At 51.9% G+C, this 19,052-nt stretch carries 16 protein-coding genes and 2 pseudogenes; 5 read left to right on the top strand and 13 right to left on the bottom strand.

Annotation, left to right across the window (positions count from 1 at the left end):
• Positions 1-40 precede the first annotated feature (40 nt).
• Positions 41-208 (top strand): DUF2897 family protein, encoded by a 168-nt coding sequence (locus AC3I0A_RS07315; protein WP_008006000.1) that lies wholly within the window; start codon positions 41-43, stop codon positions 206-208.
• Between the two features lie 81 nt (positions 209-289).
• Here the strand turns inward: AC3I0A_RS07315 and AC3I0A_RS07310 are convergent, their stop codons facing one another.
• The 9 genes and pseudogenes from AC3I0A_RS07310 to AC3I0A_RS07270 form a co-directional block, all read right to left on the bottom strand.
• A complete protein-coding gene (locus tag AC3I0A_RS07310; RefSeq protein ID WP_489376976.1) occupies positions 290-1,141 on the bottom strand; it encodes an urea carboxylase-associated family protein in 852 nt (283 codons plus the stop codon).
• A gap of 148 nt (positions 1,142-1,289) precedes the next feature.
• Positions 1,290-1,517: a type II toxin-antitoxin system RelB family antitoxin gene (relB, locus tag AC3I0A_RS07305; RefSeq protein ID WP_489376974.1), complete on the bottom strand. Its 228-nt coding sequence runs from the start codon at positions 1,515-1,517 to the stop codon at positions 1,290-1,292.
• A gap of 36 nt (positions 1,518-1,553) precedes the next feature.
• Positions 1,554-2,831, bottom strand: a complete 1,278-nt coding sequence (fabF, locus tag AC3I0A_RS07300) for a beta-ketoacyl-ACP synthase II (RefSeq protein WP_489376972.1) — start codon at positions 2,829-2,831, stop codon at positions 1,554-1,556.
• Positions 2,832-2,868: 37 nt separating this feature from the next.
• The gene (locus AC3I0A_RS07295; protein ID WP_489376970.1) at positions 2,869-3,663 is read right to left on the bottom strand and encodes an SDR family NAD(P)-dependent oxidoreductase; all 795 of its coding nucleotides are present in this window, start codon (positions 3,661-3,663) and stop codon (positions 2,869-2,871) included.
• Positions 3,664-3,857: 194 nt separating this feature from the next.
• Positions 3,858-4,187 carry a ComEA family DNA-binding protein gene (locus tag AC3I0A_RS07290; RefSeq protein ID WP_489376968.1) on the bottom strand — a complete coding sequence of 110 codons (330 nt, stop codon included), beginning with the start codon at positions 4,185-4,187 and terminating at the stop codon, positions 3,858-3,860.
• A 114-nt stretch (positions 4,188-4,301) separates the two neighbouring features.
• Positions 4,302-6,293 (bottom strand): polysaccharide biosynthesis protein, encoded by a 1,992-nt coding sequence (locus tag AC3I0A_RS07285; protein ID WP_489376967.1) that lies wholly within the window; start codon positions 6,291-6,293, stop codon positions 4,302-4,304.
• A 106-nt stretch (positions 6,294-6,399) separates the two neighbouring features.
• Positions 6,400-7,428 carry an MraY family glycosyltransferase gene (locus AC3I0A_RS07280; RefSeq protein WP_489376965.1) on the bottom strand — a complete coding sequence of 343 codons (1,029 nt, stop codon included), beginning with the start codon at positions 7,426-7,428 and terminating at the stop codon, positions 6,400-6,402.
• Complete coding sequence (locus AC3I0A_RS07275) at positions 7,425-8,396, bottom strand: UDP-glucose 4-epimerase family protein (protein WP_489376964.1); 972 nt, start codon at positions 8,394-8,396, stop codon at positions 7,425-7,427. Before AC3I0A_RS07275 ends, AC3I0A_RS07280 begins: the two co-directional genes overlap by 4 nt.
• A 41-nt stretch (positions 8,397-8,437) precedes the next feature.
• Positions 8,438-8,707: pseudogene (locus tag AC3I0A_RS07270) on the bottom strand (integrase core domain-containing protein); the annotation flags it as partial.
• 66 nt (positions 8,708-8,773) lie between these two features.
• Here AC3I0A_RS07270 and AC3I0A_RS07265 point away from each other — a divergent pair.
• From AC3I0A_RS07265 to AC3I0A_RS07250, 4 genes and pseudogenes are all read left to right on the top strand, one after another.
• Positions 8,774-10,313, top strand: a pseudogene (locus AC3I0A_RS07265) (IS3 family transposase).
• A gap of 131 nt (positions 10,314-10,444) precedes the next feature.
• The gene (locus AC3I0A_RS07260; RefSeq protein WP_489376962.1) at positions 10,445-11,566 is read left to right on the top strand and encodes a glycosyltransferase family 4 protein; all 1,122 of its coding nucleotides are present in this window, start codon (positions 10,445-10,447) and stop codon (positions 11,564-11,566) included.
• Positions 11,567-11,572: 6 nt separating this feature from the next.
• Entirely contained in the window at positions 11,573-12,454 is an 882-nt protein-coding gene (locus tag AC3I0A_RS07255; protein ID WP_489376961.1) for a glycosyltransferase family 2 protein, read from the top strand.
• 9 nt (positions 12,455-12,463) lie between these two features.
• Positions 12,464-13,504: a glycosyltransferase gene (locus AC3I0A_RS07250; RefSeq protein WP_489376960.1), complete on the top strand. Its 1,041-nt coding sequence runs from the start codon at positions 12,464-12,466 to the stop codon at positions 13,502-13,504.
• A gap of 36 nt (positions 13,505-13,540) precedes the next feature.
• Here the strand turns inward: AC3I0A_RS07250 and AC3I0A_RS07245 are convergent, their stop codons facing one another.
• The 4 genes from AC3I0A_RS07245 to AC3I0A_RS07230 are packed head-to-tail and all read right to left on the bottom strand — an operon-like array spanning position 13,541 to position 19,022.
• Complete coding sequence (locus tag AC3I0A_RS07245) at positions 13,541-15,763, bottom strand: glycosyltransferase (protein WP_489376958.1); 2,223 nt, start codon at positions 15,761-15,763, stop codon at positions 13,541-13,543.
• Positions 15,764-15,767: 4 nt separating this feature from the next.
• A complete protein-coding gene (locus tag AC3I0A_RS07240) occupies positions 15,768-16,928 on the bottom strand; it encodes a class I SAM-dependent methyltransferase (protein ID WP_489376957.1) in 1,161 nt (386 codons plus the stop codon).
• Complete coding sequence (locus AC3I0A_RS07235) at positions 16,918-18,216, bottom strand: ABC transporter ATP-binding protein (RefSeq protein ID WP_489376956.1); 1,299 nt, start codon at positions 18,214-18,216, stop codon at positions 16,918-16,920. Before AC3I0A_RS07235 ends, AC3I0A_RS07240 begins: the two co-directional genes overlap by 11 nt.
• The gene (locus tag AC3I0A_RS07230; RefSeq protein ID WP_489376955.1) at positions 18,213-19,022 is read right to left on the bottom strand and encodes an ABC transporter permease; all 810 of its coding nucleotides are present in this window, start codon (positions 19,020-19,022) and stop codon (positions 18,213-18,215) included. Before AC3I0A_RS07230 ends, AC3I0A_RS07235 begins: the two co-directional genes overlap by 4 nt.
• Positions 19,023-19,052: the final 30 nt, after the last annotated feature.

Below are 19,052 nucleotides of genomic sequence, written 5' to 3'. Positions count from 1 at the left end.
GAAACCCGTCGCCCAATGGCCTGCCCTGAAGGAGAGCCCTATGCCCTGGTATGCCTGGTTGATTCTGATAGTTGCAATCGGCTCGATCGTCGGCGGTTTGATGATGCTGCGCGACACCGCCAACAAGGTCGAGCTGACCGAAGAACAACGTAAACGAGTGGCTGAACGCAACGCGGAAGCGGACGCCAAGGATGCGCAGGATCGCTGACATCAATACCCCGTCATTGAGAACCAATGACGGGGTTTTTCTTATCTATCGCCATGCACAATACCTGTGGCGAGGGCGCTTCTACTTCTCCCATTCCGCCTTGGCAATCTGCAACCCGTGCAGCCCCTTGTAGGCCGCACGCTCAGGCTGGCTCCAGCCTTCGAGCAATGAATCCTCAAGCCGATAGATCTCCACGCCCAACGGACGGCAAACGCTCAGCGGATCCTGCGCATCCGGCCCCCACATCGCCAGCGACAAATCGCCTCCGGGGCATGTGGACAAGGCACAGAGCAGATCGATTTCGGCAAAAAACTCCAGATAGTCGCCCTTCTGCGCCGGGCAGGCTTTCATGAAGTACATGTCATCGTGGTTGAGACCGGTGCACTGGAAGATATTCAGCACATCGTGCACGTCGAACTCGGTCAGGCCATGGGGCAATACGGCGCGGGTCAGGTTCGAATGGCAATGATGATGAAAGTCTTCACCGGTGAGCATTTTGTTCACATAGGGATCGCAGCGGGTACCCAGCAGGTCGTGCAATCGACCGCCATGTTCATCGATCCCGTAACTCGCCAGGCTGTCATCGGTGATGGTCACCAAGGGCCGCAAAAACGGCAGGTTCGACCAGAGCCGGTCATGGGTAGTGACATGGGCGCCCTGCAATTGACGAGTACGCGCGGCCCACAAACGTTCGCGCGGATCATTGGCATTCCAGACATTGAAATCCCCCACTTGCGGCCCGACCGGGGTGGTCACGCGAAACACATGCCCGGCCGGGACGTGCCATGCACGGCCAGTGCGGATCGGCACTTCGAACTGCTCGATCAGCGTGCGACCGTCCTTTGTATCGCGGATCCGCTCATAAAAAACCTTGTCCACTTGCAGGGCCGAACCTTTGCTGACCTGGTAAGCCGCGGGATAGTCTTTGTACATGGAGAAAATCCTCGATCCGTGGGGTATGTCCTGGCTCTCGTAGCAGCTCTACGCCGTATTCAGGATGTCGAGTAACAGCTGTTCGGAGTCGTCAAGGTAAAGACTCATCGGGAAAGTCCGTTGCTTCGTTTTGGCCGTGTCGGTGTAATCAATCGTCCAGACCAAGATCTTTCCTTACGTCGGCGGCCGAATGCACGGATTCCTGACCGTTACGAACCCGCTCCAAGACTTCAGCCGCGAGGTAGTAGTCCTCCATCTCGGTCAGTCCGCGGTCAATGATTTCGCGCAGGTAGTACGCCTTGGTCCGTCCGGTGCTGGTCGCCAGGAAGTCGAGCCGCTGCTCGATCTCCGGGGCCAATCGAATTGAAGTAGCCATCCCGGCGTCTCCCATGTGATAAGTGTACGAAGTGCATCACACACCTTGCCAACGCTTGAACAACACGCTGGCATTGACCCCGCCAAAGCCGAAGCCATTGGACAACGCATACTCGATCGCCATCGACCGCGCCTGGCCATGCACGATGTCCAGCCCCTGCGCCGCAGCATCCGGGTTATCAAGGTTGAGAGTGGCCGGAGCGATTTGATCGCGGATCGCCAGAATCGTGAAGATCGCCTCAATTCCGCCCGCAGCCCCCAACAAATGCCCGGTAGCAGACTTGGTCGAAGTGACCGCGACCGCCGGGTGCTCACCGAACAACGACTTGATAGCGGCGATCTCGCCCAAATCGCCCACCGGCGTAGAAGTCGCGTGAGCATTAAGGTGCTGCACCTGCGCCGCGCTGATTCCGGCCTGGGCCAAGGCCAGCGCCATGGCACGCCGCGCGCCGCTGCCATCTTCCGGGCCGGCGGTCAGATGATAAGCGTCGGCACTGGTGCCATAGCCGACCAGCTCAACCAACGGCTGAGCGCCGCGGGCCAATGCGTGTTGCAGTTCCTCAATCACCAGAATCCCCGCGCCCTCACCCATGACAAAGCCATCACGGCCACTGTCGAACGGTCGCGAAGCGCGCTCGGGGGTATCGTTATAACCACTGGACAAGGCCCTGGCTGCCGCGAACCCGGCAAGACTGACGCGATCAATCGCCGCCTCCGCACCGCCACACAGCGCAATATCGGCTTCGCCGCTACGAATCAATCGCGCGGCATCGCCAATGGCTTGTACCCCAGCGGCACAGGCAGTTACCGGCGCACCCAGCGGGCCTTTGAAACCGTGCTCGATCGACACATGACCCGCCGCCAGGTTGACCAGGAACGACGGAATGGTAAACGGCGACAAACGCCGCGGACCACGGCTGTCAGTTGTCCTCACCGCATCGGCGATCGCGCCAAAACCACCGACACCCGAGCCGATAATCGTCGCCGTGCGCTCCTGGGCCCAAGAATCAGTGGCGGACCAGTTCGCCTGCTCCAGGGCCTCTTTCGCTGCCGCCATGGCGAACATAATGAAACGATCCATTTTCTTCTGCTCTTTGGGCGACGTCGCCCAATCGGGATCAAAACCGCCCTGCGCATCTTCGGCCAGATTCGGCACAACCCCGCCGACCTTGGCCGCCAGATCGGCAACCACCGTTTCCGGCAGACGTCGCAACCCCGAGCGGCCGGCCAGCAACCGCTCCCAGACTCGCTCGACACCGCAACCCAATGGGGAAACCAGGCCCATGCCCGTCACCACAACCCGACGACCGTTCATACGCTAAACACCTCAAATCGCTTCATGGACCCGCCCATCATTTATAGCGGGCGGCCGCACTGCTCTTCGACAAATTCGGCGCCAACGCATGGCGCGCTGCAACAACGGCGTGCCAGTCCGCGGCATCAGGCAACGAAGGAATCGTAATCAACTCCCCTTGATCGAAACCGGCCAATGCCGCGTCGACCATCTCCCCTGCGTCCATCACCATCTCTGCCGGGATAGCATTGGCATCGATCCCCGAGCGCTGAAAGATTTCCGTACGGGTCGCACCCGGCAACACCGCCTGAACCTGCACACCCGACTCACTCAACTCGGCGTTCAGGGACTGGGTCAAACTCAAGACGTAAGCCTTGGTCGCGCTGTAAGTCGCATTGAAACCCTCCGAAAACAACGCCACCACCGACGCCAGATTGATAATCGAACCGCGCCCGGCAGCCGAAAAATTCTGCGCGGCAGCCGAAGCCAACCGCGTGACCGCCACCACATTGAGCTGGATCATCTGCTCCATATGATCCAGATCCGCACTGGCCAAGGGTCCGTCGGCGGCGATACCGGCATTGTTCAACAACAGACTGATGCTTGAATCGCTGCGCAGGCGCTGCTCGACGTTCAGCAGATCCGCCTTGAGCGTCAGATCCGCTTTCAACACTTCAACCTGCACACCGTGCTCGACACGCAACCTGGTCGCGGCCGCTTCCAGCCGCTGCTCATCGCGAGCGACCAGCAACAAATCATAACCACGCGCCGCCAACCGCTCAGCGTAGATCGCACCGATACCGGACGATGCGCCGGTGATGAGGGCTGTACCTTTGGATTGGACCGGATTCATAGCTGCACTCCTGGGAGAAGCGTTGAGGGGTTATTGAGCGCCTGGATTCAGGACTCTTCAATAGGGGAGGTTTTTATTATAGACATAATTTAAACAAAATATGATAGTCGTAATTTTTTACTTCTGACAAAAGGCGACGCGCACTACAAAAAAGGCCGGTCAATGACCAGCCTCAGGCGCTAACGTATGGGTTTTCAGTTGAGCTCAAGCTGCTCGCGGTTCTTGTCCAGAATCGCCTTGCCAATCCCCTTGACCTCCAGCAACTCGTCCACCGAAGTGTAGGGTCCATTGCTTTCACGGTAAGCCACAATCGCTTTCGCCTTGGCCTCGCCGATCCCGGAGAGATCGCGCTGCAAGGTCGCGGCATCGGCCGTATTGAGATTCACCCTGGAAGATTGCGCAGCAGGCGCTATCTGGGCAACGACAGGCGCCGGGGCCTCCGGTTTGGCAGGTGCGGCGTTGACCGCAATAGAAGCGCTGGCCAGCAGAGCAAAGACCAGGGACGAGAAGTAGGCTGTACGCATAATTGACGCTCCATGACATCGATAAGGGAGAAGCAGCTTTTCCGAAGCTGCTACCCAAACCTAGGCGATGTCATGTACTTGTCAAAAATAGCTGAGTTACAGCATATGTGGGGATCAGGGTTCGAGGCGGCGTTGCTGGTGAATCCAGTCGACGATATCGCCATCCGGCGTGTAGCCACTGACGGTATCGCGTAGCAACTGACGAACCCGGGAATAGTCATCCAGCTCAACGGCTGCAAGCAGTTCTGTCAGCCTGGCCTTGAGCACATCCCATGCCAGATGATCTTCATTGGCACTCATGATCATCGGATGCCGGGTTGCAGCGACGTTGTCACCAATCAGCAACTCTTCGTAAAGCTTTTCGCCCGGGCGAAGACCGGTGAACTCGATAGAAATGTCACCGTGCAAGTTCTTGTCCGAACGAATACTCAAGCCGGACAGGTGAATCATCTTCTCCGCCAGTTCAACGATTTTCACCGGCTCGCCCATGTCCAGTACGAACACTTCACCACCCTGCCCCATGGAGCCGGCCTGAATCACTAGCTGCGCCGCCTCGGGGATGGTCATGAAATAACGGGTGATCTTCGGATGGGTGACGGTTAATGGTCCGCCCGACTTGATCTGACTGTGGAACAGTGGAATCACAGAGCCAGAAGAACCCAGCACATTGCCAAACCGGACCATCGTGAAACGGGTTTTGTTGACTCGAGAGACCTTGGCCTTATCGCCGAACAACACCGGCGCAATCTCCCGGCTCAGCGCCTGAAGGGTCAATTCGGCAAGACGTTTGGTGCTGCCCATCACATTAGTCGGGCGTACAGCCTTGTCCGTGGAGATCAAAACAAAGTTCGCAACACCTGCCTGCAACGCCGCCTGAGCGGTATTGAGCGTGCCGATCACGTTGTTCAAAACACCTTCGGCGATGTTGTGCTCGACCATGGGAACGTGTTTGTACGCAGCGGCGTGATAGACGGTGTCTACGTTCCAGGTCTTCATCACATCAAGGAGCTTATGGGGATGACGAATGGACCCCAGGATGGGCAGTAGCCGGACAGACAAAGACTCACGGGTAGTACGCTGTTCGAGCTCGGACAAAATGCTGTAAAGATTGAACTCACTGTGATCAAACAGCAAAAGCGTGGTCGGTCCCAAGGAAAAAATCTGCCGGCACAACTCCGAACCAATCGAACCACCGGCCCCCGTCACCATCACCGTTTTGCCCTTGATACAACGCGCCAACAGGTCGGGCTGCGCCGGAACTGAGTCTCGCCCCAGCAAATCAGCGATATCGACCTCCTGGATATCATCGACCTTCACCCGGCCACTGGCCAGATCAGTGAAATTCGGCACGCTGCGAATGTGAAGCGGGAAAGGCTCCAAAAAATTAAGAATTTCCCGACGTCGCGCTCGGGTAGAGGACGGAAGCGCCAAGAGAATCTCCTGAGCCCCCGTCACATCAATCATCTGCTGAATATGCTTGGGCTTATAAACCTGCAACCCGGCAATCGAACGATCTGCGATGCTTTCGTCATCATCGATAAAGGCTACAGGTCGCATCACTCGGCCCATACGTAGAGCGGCAACCAACTGATTGCCCGCCACACCGGCACCGTAGATAGCCACCTTGGTCAGACCGTCATCACGGTTGGTGAACGGTACATGCTGGGCGGCGGTGAACCAGTCGCCCATGAAGTACTGGCGCATACACAACCGTAGCCCGCCGATGATGACGAGGCTCAACCACCAATAGTTGAAGATGATGGAACGTGGCACTATGGCTTCGTGGTTGCTGTACCAAGAGACAACGACCGCCAGAATCAGCGATGACAGGCTGACAGCCTTGACGATGGCTATGAGGGCGTCGTTGCCGAAGTAGCGCATCACCGCACGGTACATACCGAAGCGGATGAAGAGCGGGATAGCGACCACTGGCGCGCAGGCAAAAAGCCAGAAATGGACCTTGAGAGGGTTGTACATGTCGATGCCAAGGCGGACGACGAACGCTAGCCACAGAGCAACCCAGACCAGAAAAATGTCTGTGGCGACCTGTATCAGTCGTTTTCGCCGCCTAGGAAGTCCTAGCAAATACGCTCTAACTTTATCCATAAACCCTTCGAACACCTCCGTCTCCTCCCATCAACTACCGCATCACCGTAGTGAAACCTTAAAGGCGCAACGCACTTACTTTAAACCTAAATGACAGAACTGTTGCTCAGTTCTTCGCCGACGGGCCTTCGAGGTCTCCAGCGCGAAACTTAACCGCCAGCACGAGCAGCGGCGCATAGGCCAGAAACACGCCCAAGCCACCGTCCAGACCAAAGCGTGTCACGCATACAGCAATTGGCAACAGCCAGAATAGATTGATCGCACCAACAGCCGCCGTGACCGGCAGATGTTTGCCGAACCGGCGAGAGGCGAATTGATAAGCATGGCTACGATGCGCCTCATAGACCTTATCTCCTCTGAACAATCGGCGAAGCAAGGTAAAGGTCGCATCGACAACAAACACGCCGAGCAAAATCAACCAAGCCCAAAACAAGTGCGCAGATACCCAAGCCGCCTGAAGAGACAGCCCTCCTAGCACGATGCCGAGAAATCCGCTCCCGGCATCACCCATAAAAATCCTGGCAGGTGGAAAATTCCAATAAAGAAAGCCCACAACCGAAGCAGCGAGCAATAACGGGCCCCATATAAAATTTTCCACGCCGGCAATCCAATACAAAATGCAGGCGCCAAGGCAAACGCAGATCGCTTCTACACTGGCAATGCCGTCAATCCCGTCCATGAAGTTATAAAGATTAAGCAACCACACCAGGTAAAACATCGCCAGAACATGACCTAACCATCCCAGGTCAACAGAGACACCCCACAACTGGACGGCAGGCAGGCCGCCTAGCCAGAACAACAGCCACCCTGATGCGGCGAAATGCCCCAACAGGCGCCACCGGGCGGCAATATGCCCGTGGTCATCCATAAACCCGATAACCGCAACTACGGCTCCAGCCCCGGCAATGGCCAGGAACGCCGACGAAGATATCAGCCCCACAGAAAACAAAAGTCCCAGCGCCAAGACAAATGCCAGGACAATCGCGACCCCTCCACCGCGAGGGGTGGAAACCGAGTGAGAGCTCCGCTCATTGGGAATGTCGATCAGGCTTCGAGACAGAGCATATTTGCGCAATGCAGCAGTAAGTAAGAAAGAAACACCGGCAATCACCGGAATGAACCACCCGTAACTCATGATTTGCGAGAATCCAGAAAGTGCTGCGCCGTCAGGCTCAAGGCCTTATCGAGGGTGACTGGAGGAGTCCAGCCCAGTAGTTGTCGGTTTTTGCTGATATCGACCTGCAAGGAGCCGAAAAGACGCTGAGAAAGCGGGCGCCTACCGAGTAACGCAGCGACATTGCTCATTAGTCCGACGGGGACTGGCAGTAGCCGAGCGGATTTGCCCAAGGCCTTTGCAAGCTTGTGCAAAAGATCTGTCGTGGAGACATCCTCGCCGTCACTTGCCAGAAAGGTTTGATTGGCCGCAGCCGGATGATCAAGACACGTCACGATCAAATCGACAAGATTATCTACGGCAATCAAGCTACGACGATTGCGTATCGCGCCAAAAGGTAACGGCACTCCGCGATAAAGCCATCGCATCATACTGTGGAAATTGGCTTTCACACCGGGCCCATAAACCAGCACAGGGCGGATAACAACCAACTCCATGCCGGTAGCTTTCGCCAGCGCCTGCAACCCTTGCTCCGCCTCAAATTTGGAGAGGCCGTATGGATCGGCTGGAGCAGGAACATCATCCGCAGTGTACGGAACACCTGGCCGGGAGCTCTCTCCGTTGACCTTGATCGAACTGATGAAGATGAAACGCCTGACCCCAGCGTCGGCGGACTGACGAGCAAGATTCAACGTAGCGTCAACATTGACTTCCCGAAACGCCGCCAGCGGGTCAGCCGTCGTATCATTCATGACGTGAACACGAGCGGCGCAATGAACAACGATATCGACACCTTTAATGACGTCCTGCCAATCGTTGCCAGCATTAAGACTATCAAATGCAGCCGAGCGAACACGGGGAGGGAAAGTCGTTCCTGTATCCCTGACCGGTGCGACAACAGAATACTCTGGTATCCGTATCAGCCGGTTGATTAACGCGCGCCCCAGAAAACCGCTACCGCCGGTAATCAGGAATGTTTCAGATACCATAGACGGTAATCCCCATTTTCAGTACCCACCAGAAGTAGAGATCAAGCCGCGAGGGCTAACTTCTGTTTTGGGGTGATGCCACCGAGTGCCATATTCGGGCATTCGTGATTGTACGTCCAAATCCAGTCCGTGCCGTAGTCCTGAACCTCAGCTATCGATTCAAACAAGTAATGCCCCAGCCAGTCATACCGCACTGTCCAGTTGTAGCGCTCGACGTAAGCATTCTGCTGCGGGTCGCCAGGCTGAATGTACTTCAAGCTAATCCCCTGCTTTTCAGCCCACAGCCTCAGCTTGGTGCTGATGCCGCCCGGTGTCAGGATAGTTGTCGCCTCTCCGAGTTTTCTTGAAAAAGCATATCGGGGGGGAAGAGACTACTCATGTTGTACTATTTACCTGAGCGTAAAACCGCATTACTCAAGATGCTGCTTCCCCCGCTGAACCTATCAATGACCGAAGTTTCACGGCGCGAAGGGGTCAGCGAAATGTCTTTGTCCAACTGGCGCAAGAAGGTCAGTTCTGAAGGAAGCGCCGTGCCCGAAGACAAACCACTCCCGGATAGCTGGTCTGCTGAAGCCCGGTTCGCGGTCGCCCTCAAAACGGCCGGCTTATCGCAGCTTGAGCTGGACGAATATTGCAGGCGAAAAGGTCTGTACCCCGAACACGTCGGCGCTTGGCGCCAAGCCTGTATCACGGGGCAACAGAAGGTCAACTGCGAACAATCTCGCAAAGACAAGAAACGAATCCAGCAGCTTGAACGCGAACTGCTGCGCAAAGACAAGGCGCTGGCCGAAACAGCGGCGCTGCTGGTGCTGCGAAAAAAGCTCAACGATTACTGGGGGATCGACAAAGAGGACATCTGACCTCTTTGCCTGAACGGCAGTTGCTGGTGGCCTGGCTGATCGAAGCTATCGTGTTCGGGACCCGAAAAATCGGGGCGTGCCAGGAAGTGGGTATGTCGCTCAGAACCTTGCAACGCTGGACCGAGGCCCAGATCGTTCAGGCCGATGCTCGAACGACCACAGTGCGACCAACGCCGCGTAATATGTTGAACGAGGTCGAGCGACAGGCGATTGTGACGCTGTGCAACAGCCCTGCGTATACCCATCTGCCGCCGAGCCAGATCGTGCCGCGCCTAGCCGATCAAGGGCGTTATCTGGCGTCGGAGGCGACGTTCTATCGCGTCTTGCGTGCGGCGGGTCAAGCAATATCGAGGTCGTAGTCAGCGCCCCAGGCGGCACGCAGCACCGACGCCTCATGCGGCCAAAGCGCCCATCAGGTGTGGTCGTGGGACATCATGTATCTACCGGCGCCGATACACGGCAAGTATTACTACCTCTATCTGATCGAGGATTTTTACAGCCGCAAGGCCGTGGGCTGGGAGGTCTACGACGCGGAAAGCGGCGAGAAAGCCGCCGCGCTGCTGCAACGCAGCGTGATCGGCAAGCAGTATTTACACAAACCGCTGGTGCTGCACTCGGACAACGGAGCGCCGATGAAATCGGTGACGCTGTTGAGCAAGATGTGCGAACTGGGCATCACTCCCTCGCGGGGCCGACCGCGGGTCAGCAACGACAATCCCTACTCGGAGTCGCTGTTTAGAACACTGAAATACTGCCCACAACGGCCGCAGGGTCGCAGGATGGTTTTGCCAGTTTGGACGCCGCACGAGCTTGGGTGAGGGATTTCATGCATTGGTACAATAACGAGCACAGGCATAGCCGTATCCGGTTCGTCACACCGGCTGAGCGGCATCGAGGATTGGACCATCAGCTCTTGGCCCGGCGACATGAGGTGTACGAACAAGCCAAGGAGAAAGAACCGGAACGCTGGTCAGGTCAGATGCGCAACTGGGAGCCGGTGGGAACGGCGATGCTGAACCCGGACCGGGAGCAGCAGGCCGAGAAAAGAGCGGCATAGTGAAGCGGTTGACACGACAACTACCTGAATACCTTGAAAAACGCCGTAGGCCCCAAGATAAAGTCGTGACAAGGCATAGGCCCCAAGATAAAATAGCTTTTATATGAATTTTCTATATAGAGGCCTATAGTTTGGCTCAACCTAAGCTTCTTTATCTGATCACTGAGGACTGGTTTTTCTGCTCCCACTTCTTGGCAAGAGCAAAAGCTGCCAAAGACGCAGGGTATAAAGTTTTTGTTGCTGCCAGAGAGGGCGAGCACGGGAACAAGATCAGAGAGGCAGGACTCACGCTAATACCGGTTGAACTCCAGCGTTCGACAATTAACCCCCTATCCATAATAAAAGAGCTGAAATCCATTCTGCGAGTCTATAAAGACTACCGCCCAGACATAGTTCATCACATTGCTTTACGCCCAATAGTAATTGGAAGCATATGTGCCTATATAAGCAAGATAAAAAACATTATTAACGCACCGGTAGGGATGGGTTACGTATTCACGTCAAAGTCAATAAAAGCCAGATACCTCAGACCTATAATTTCCCTCTCGCTAAAATATGCTCTAAAGAATAACCATTGCATCTTAGAAAACAACGACGATCGAAATGAGCTTATAAAGCTCGGACTGCTTTCTCCCAATAAAGCCATCCTGATAGAGGGCGCCGGGGTATCACTGACTGACTATAAGTTTATCCCGAGAAACAACCCAAGACCGAAAGTCATGCTTGCAGCGCGAATGCTAAAGGAAAAAGGCATTCAGGAATTTACGGAAGCAGCAAGTCTTGTCAATAGAGAGGGGAAGCGCTGCGATTTTGTCCTGGTAGGAGGTACCGACTTCGGCAATCCAGGTTCAATTCCTCCAGATGAAATCGAAGATTGGTGTAAAAAGAGTGGAGTCACTTGGATGGGGCACTCCGCGGAAATGCAAAAAACCATATTGGAAGCAGACATATTCTGCCTTCCCTCATACAGAGAGGGGCTACCCAAGAGCCTGCTAGAAGCCGGTGCATCTGGCTGCTCAATTATTACCACAGATGTTCCGGGTTGCCGCCAGGTTGTAAAACATATGCGTACAGGCTTGCTTGTCCCTCCTCGGGACCCCCTCGCTCTGGCAAGAGCCGTTGAAGCCCTGCTGGAAGCACCGGATTTAAGGGAGAGACTAGCGAGCGCCATGAGACGTGAAATTGAAGAAAAGTATAGCGAAGAAACCATAAACGAGCGCACACTCGCCGTATATGAAATCACGCGAACCTGAGAAATCATGGACAGCATCTGCAAACATTCCGTATCGCGCCCTTCGATCAGCGTCGTTATACCCTACTACAATCAACCAGAACAAATATCGAAATGCCTAGACTCTCTAGAAAACGCGATCTCAGAGGGCGATGAGATAATAATAGTAGATGATGCAAGCTCATGCGCACTAGAAATCAATTCCAACCAAAGACCCTACATAAAATATATAAGACTTAGAGAAAACCAAGGGCCTTCCGCAGCAAGAAATAGAGGCGTAGCAGAGTCAAGCAACGAGCTTGTTGCTTTTATGGATGCAGATGACATTGTTCTGCCGGAGCGCTTCTCTAGCCAGGCGGCAGCTCTGAAGAACAATCAAGAATGGATAGCTTGCGTAGGTGGGTATATATACCTAAGAAAAGACCAACCACACCGGATAGCGACAGACAAGCCCTCCCCCCCATTTAACATTCGAAGCGAATTGATTAGCGGAAGAATATACGCTGCCGGCAGCACCTTGATGTTCAGGAAGAGCGACTTCTTAAAGCTCGGAGGTTACAATACACTCCTCCGGGTTTATGAAGACTGGGACTTGCTACTGCGCGCAATAGAAACAGGATCCGTAGGCCACTGCGGATCGCAAGTATCCATAATATCCAGCTCCACAAGAAGAGCTGACAAAATAGCCAGAACAAGAGCGCTAATCATGCTGGAAGACTCATATAAACCCATGATGAGCCCAGCTGAAGAAAAGCTTTTCCTACATGCACTTTTATATGAAAAAGCCAGTACTCTACTTAGAAGCGGGGATTACCTTAAATCACTGCCATCCTTAGCTTCATCCTTCTACAACTCACCCAAGAAGTTCATTTCGCGACTTTCCGGAAGGTTACTACTGGGAATCCCCTGACTCAAAATCATGAACAACAGCCAAGTATCCATATTATTACCTGTATACAATGCAGAAAATTTTTTAGCTCCTGCCATAGAGAGCATTCTTAAACAGACTTGGTCAAACATTGAATTTGTTATTCTGGATGATGGATCAACCGACTCCAGCTGGAACATAATTCTAAAATACGCCCTAGAAGACCCTCGAATCCGTCCATACAAGAAAAGCCCTACGGGACTGGTTGACACACTGAATTATGGACTTTCTCTTTGCCGAAATGAGCTGATTGCTCGTATGGATGCTGACGACATATCCTTGCCGGACAGGATAGAAAAGCAGCGTGATGCCATAGTGAAGCGCCCCCGTTTAGTGCTGCTCGGCAGCTCTACCATCATTATTGATGAGACGGGACGCCCCTTGAGAACAAGCAAGGCGAAAGTAGGTAGTGAAAATGTCTCGAAGAGCCTCCTTACCTCTTCATGCATATATCATCCAACAGCCATGTTCAGAAAGTCGGCCGTCCTGAAGGCCGGCGGCTACAGGGATGCTTTCAAATCTGCAGAAGACTATGACTTATGGCTACGACTGCAGGAAATGGGAGAGGTCGACAACCTAAGGACCCCACTCCTTCTATATAGAGTCCATAACAATAGCGTTACTTCAAAGCACCTTGAGGCCCAGGCGTTGTCAACGGCATTCGCCTTGGCATGCTCAATTCTGAGAAAATTGAAAGGGACGGACTCAGAAATAGTGAGTCTCGGAAATACTCAAGCGCTCAACCTCTCTAAGCTATTAGAGTGCGTGAAAAAAATAGACAAGGACCTGATACCCCGATGCGAAAGATCATACTATAGAAGTATCTTGTACTCCGGCAGGCGCCCAGACAGAGAGGAAACTTCGAAGGAGCTGGATATATTCCTTAAGACACATACACCGGAAAGCCGACAGGGCACTCAGGAATACAAGGAAATACTTATACGGGCTGTCTACTTCTCGGCACTTCGCAAAGAAACGGTTACATTCAAATACCTGATAAGATATCTGTCATTTCTGCTCTATAAAAGGTAGAAGATAGCGAGGACGCTCGAGCCCTCGCCCTCACTGTTAACGGAGGCTAGAAACGCCTTTCAGCACCATCCTCCCGAGCTTACGAACTATAGGTCTCTTACCCGCAGCTCTCTCTATTGAGACTGCAATTTTATTTGCCATCTCATCGCCAAGTACTCCCGATAGTTCTCTGACAACGAACTGCCAACTAATCATGTTCTGACTCGTTGACGTGGCAGTTACAGTACTTACTTGCTCGGACTGCGAGCACATCAAAATGTCATTTTCACGACGGAGCCTATAAGTTGTCCTTAGCGCGGTACTCAACGCTCCCGCCACATCATATCCTTTATAGAAAGCGCCTACTGCCAGGTCACCGATCAATTCGCCAGTCAGAGCAGCCTGCCCCTCCGACCAAGGAATAGACATAGATCCCTGCTCTGTCCTGTAATGGAAAAGCGCCTCTGGAACGAAGTTCGCTTGGTGACCATGAATAGTAAAGTTCAGCCACCACCACCAGTCATCAGCTTCTCCACTTCTCATTTCCGGCTTGAACTTTATACTCCTCAGCACGCTCGTCTTGATAAGGGCGGTCATACGAAAGTCGTTCAGCACCCAATGGGTGTTACTACCCAGAAGGAAGCCACTCTGCTCATGATCATTAAGACCGAAGTTTTTTCTCCTGGTCAAAACAGCATCCCATTTATGAGGATCGCTATTCAGTGCATTGAGCGTTTTCTCTACATAGGTTTCCAGAATAAGATCGTCAGAATCCATAAAGATTGCCAGATCGGTATGGCAATTCTCGATAAGATAGTTCCGTCCAGCTACCAACCCCATATTCGGAACACGCAGCAAGCGAACGCGATCCATCAAGGATATCTTATCTAGAATCTCTAGTTTAGAAGGATCAGATGTCCCATCATCTAGAACAAGAATCTCTCTGATAGCCTGAGTCTGCGCATAGATACACTCTAGCGCACTCTTCAATAGATCGGAGTCATTGTAAGTCGATATCAAGAAGGTAATATCGGTGCTAGAGTACCTGGGAGCAGTTTTTTCCGAACCGCTCCTCCCCTTCAAGAGATCTTCATAAGCTTTAGCATATTGCTCAAGCGAAGTCATATTCTCAGCATATGACTGAATCGCAGGCATTAGATCATCATAGTCGCTACTCCATCGCTCAAGAATTTCGGCAACAACTTCACGACGATGAGGAACATCTTTGAAGGTAAGAGTATCTCTTAAATTCTCGGGAATAAACTCCGCCATAGGGGAGTCTTTTCTAACCAGAGGCACTAAACCTTTAGACAGTGCCTCCAATGTAGTATAGGAAAAAGTTTCAGAGCGAGAGAAATTACCAAAGAATCCGTACGATGAAATTGCCTTACCCACTTCATCTTTTCGCATTTGGTCCTGTAGCCTGAGTTTTTCTCTTAGCTTTGGAGACAATCGCGACTTGATCAAGCGTTCTGCACTTCCCTGGCGAAAGGAGGTGTCTACTTGTCTACCAATGAAACACACCTCATCGACTAGCCAGTCTTGGGAGACAGCACTCAACATGGCTGAAAAGACATCTATACCCTTTGCAAAGGATACTCGTCCAAGATAGACAAACTTGCTCTTATTAAATTTCTTCTGGACAGTTTTCTCCACCCAGAGGAAGGGCTCTCGTATTACCACTACCGTATCAAGCCCATACTTATTCTTTATATTGCTTGCCGCCCACTCTGACGGACAAATCACATGGTCTGCCCACTTGAGGACCTGCTCCTCAAGAACAAGTTCGCGCATAGTGTAGTCTGACATCATGAGCGCACTGGCAGGCCATATATCCGTTAGCATTCCATGATTGAATATTGCCACAGGAACTGAGGACGAGTAGAGTGCGGAGCGACGATGTTCAAGATAACTATGCAGGGCTACTGCATAGTCACTGGACTCTATAAGGGTTGGAGAGAATTTCTTCTCAGCGGAAACAATGTGTGAATAAAGAATATCAGAAATATTCTTCGCACGAAGACCAATAGGGTTATGCTGCCAGATCTGCTCCTCTGAAATCCTTACAATTATCACATCTTCCTTCGAGAGAGGAAGATAGTCATTTTCGGAAAAGGTGTCAGCATACCAGCCATCTGTACCGGTAACCCAAGTCAACAGCTTCACAGCACGCCCAGCATCTATATGCGCCTGAACAGCGTACTTCAAGTAAGTACTAATCCCACCACCATTACAGAAGTATGGCTCAGGGTAGACGAATAGAATCGTTTCCTTTTTCATAAAATCACTCTACCCCTTTACTTTCCGCGGGGGTCTGAAAGGACACAACCTCCGGTTCATCTCGCCTCAGATCGAGAACAAATTCTTTCTCGCCTACAGTAACTTGTAGCTTTGAACTCCAAGGATGCCCCATAACGCTCAGAAATGGCAGATCTCCTACCGGCAGTTCTATATGGGAACCCGACCGCCCATACAACGCATTATCATACATGCAGCCTACAGCAGGAACTAAAGACCAGTTTTCCGGAAGAACGCCTAATCTATCCCAAGGCATCATCGGCCCTGACTCGGACGGTTTTATATACCGGATCCAGACCTCGTTCCGCTCTTCATCAGGCAGAACCTCCAGCTTAGCAATAGACGGATAGTTACCATTCAGCGCTCCCTGCAGCAGCCACTCGTTGAATTCAATAGCTGACGTCAGATAACTTTCCTTTCTCAAAGCCTCCTGCAGCCTATCCTTGCAAGTATTGTCAATCCCCTTCAGCAATAGCGGTTCAAACTCCTGCTCCATCTTTCTGAATAGCAAGGCCGTTGTTGCGGAAAAAGGCTCAACGATGCCTCTTTCCTTATTGACCTCCACAAAGAGGATGTCTTGTTGTTTGAAAAGTTTGGGGAGTTTCCTACACGACCCCCCCATATCTTCATACATCCGCTGTATGTCATGCCCCCAACAACCACCATGCGCCTCACGATCCAATTCGACTTCAGGACCTGGTTCAAAGTGAAAAACCACTCCCCGAGAAACTCGAAGTAGTTCCTTTAATATATGCGGAACATCTTCAGGACAAACATGAACCAAAACTTCTGAGGTATATACGATATCAAAGAATCCATCTTCATATGGAAGCTTCGATACCGCCCCCCCGATACGCACGCGCTCGTCAACCCACTCCTGGGTTGTCCAATTGAGCATCTCAGAAACCATGGTAGGGCTTTGATCATATCCATGGACGGATGCCCCTTGAATATCTACCAGGTTTTTCAAATGCCTTCCAACGCCACAGCCATACTCCAGGACTCTAGCAGGCGCATTTCTCGATACTATTTCAGAGATAAATACCTCTTGAAAATGAAAATATGGAATATATTTTTTCCTGTTAACATACTCCTCATACCAGCCAGCCCCCTCCGTCTGCCAGTATTCATAATTCTCATGAACCATACATCACCTCATCATCTGTCGAATTATTATGATCCAAGATCGAGAATTCTATATCATGCCAAACTTTATAATGAACTGGATTATCCGGATCTTCCACTATCGAGAATGCAATCGCACCATCCAACTGATCAAGAAGGATATTGTCCGTATAGTCTCTCCTTGACACCCTATTAAGGGCAACACTTATTCCATAGTTCCCTGGTCTAAATATATTCTTGAAAGAGAAACAAACTGTCACTCTTTCACCTTCCCCCATTGACGGCAGTGCATACTTTTGGTCAAAGGTGGTCGCTCCTGTGATATCGATACCGGTGCTATCCCTTACAAGAAATGACACTGAAAGATCCTGGATCTCGATACTTGACTCCAGCGTCAACTCCAGAGAGATATCATCGGCAAACTTGAAAGAGCGGCGTGGTTGCCCATCCCCTCCCTTCAACTCAACTCTGACAAACTGAACATGACCTGTACCATAGCGGAGATTCGCCTTTAGCTCATGTTTACGAACGCTTGCATCGGCCCATCCCTGCTCTAGAAGAAGTTGTTCTTTATTGGTCTCCTCCCTTACAAATGAGAGATACCGGTCTACCGTTTCATCTGCTGTACCAGCATACACAACACGACCATTATTTATGAATATGGCCCTTTCACAGACACTTTTGATTGCATCTGGCCCGTGACTTACAAAGATTAGAGTCACACCACGTTCTCGCAACTCACGCAAACGAGATATGCACCTCTGCTGAAACCCCATATCGCCAACTGACAGAATTTCATCTACAAGCAATATCTCAGGTTCTACATGCACAGCAACAGAGAACGCCAGCCTAGCGAACATACCAGAAGAATATGTTCTAACGGGGCGATCAATGAACTCACCAATGTCTGCAAATTTTTCGATTGCAGCGAACGCTGCTTTTTGCTTCTCTGTCGAGATACCGACCAGTGAGGCAGCAACTCGAACGTTCTCTCGGCCAGTGAAGTCAGGATTAAAGCCCGCCCCTAACTCAAGCAATGGAGCAACACGCCCTTTTACCGCGATTTCGCCACATGACGGCTGCGCAGTACCGGCAATTAGCTGAAGCAAGGTACTTTTTCCCGCACCATTTCGGCCAACCAACCCAACAGAGGCCCCTTTGGGGATCTCGATATCTATATCACGTAATGCCCAATGAAGCTCTCCCTGGCTCTTTCTTCCCAAAAGAAGATCCCAGAACTTTTTACTAGCCTCATTCTGAATAGCGTAAGACTTGCTGACGCCCTTCAGAGAAATAATGCTTTCAGTCATAGCACATCCGCAAAACCGGGCCGTAGGCGTTGAAAGAAAAGTATGCCAACAAGACAGACTAGTATCGAAATTGCTAAGCTTTGCAAGATACCCATCCAGTCTGGAAGAACACCGTACATTATTGCTGCCCTGGCTTGCTCAATGGGCATGGCGAGGGGGTTCATCTGCATCAGATTGCGGACCAGTCCATCAGGAACTCTAGACATTGGGTAGAGAACTGGCGATACAAACACTAGAGCTTGAAGAACCAAAGGAACCGCATGGGTTATATCTCTATAAAAGACGCTGGCACCTGCAATTATCCATGAGACTCCGACAGAGAGTATGTAGACGGGCAAGACGGAGAGAAAAACGGTAATCACTGCAAGATGCGGAGCACTATGATGAACAAGAATATACATCAGAATAAGAACGGCAAAAGTGCAGAAAAAAGAAACCAGGGACCCTATAGAACTGATGAAGGGTATGAGATGTATGGGGAAAACCAGCTTCTTAACATAGTTTATATTCCCAACTACCATTGAGGGGGCGCGACTAACCGTATCGAAGAACAGATTGTAAACCAGAAAGCCAGAGAACAGAGCTATAATGAAGTCACCTTTCGACTCATCAGCAGCTCCCCAGCGACTCTGAAAGACCACAGAAAAAACGAAGTAAAATATCGTCACGACAGCTAATGGCTGAATTACTGTCCAGAGCAACCCAAGACTTGAGCTTCTGAACCGCTGGGTAATCTCCCTGACACCCAATGTAAATATCAATCTACGCCTATACCACAGCGTCCCGAACTTAGAAACAACGCCCATAGAAACTCCACTATCAAACCTTACCAAAAG

The organism is Pseudomonas sp. KH_024_B2 (genome assembly GCF_057839965.1).
This window is presented reverse-complemented; position numbering and strand designations above follow the sequence as displayed.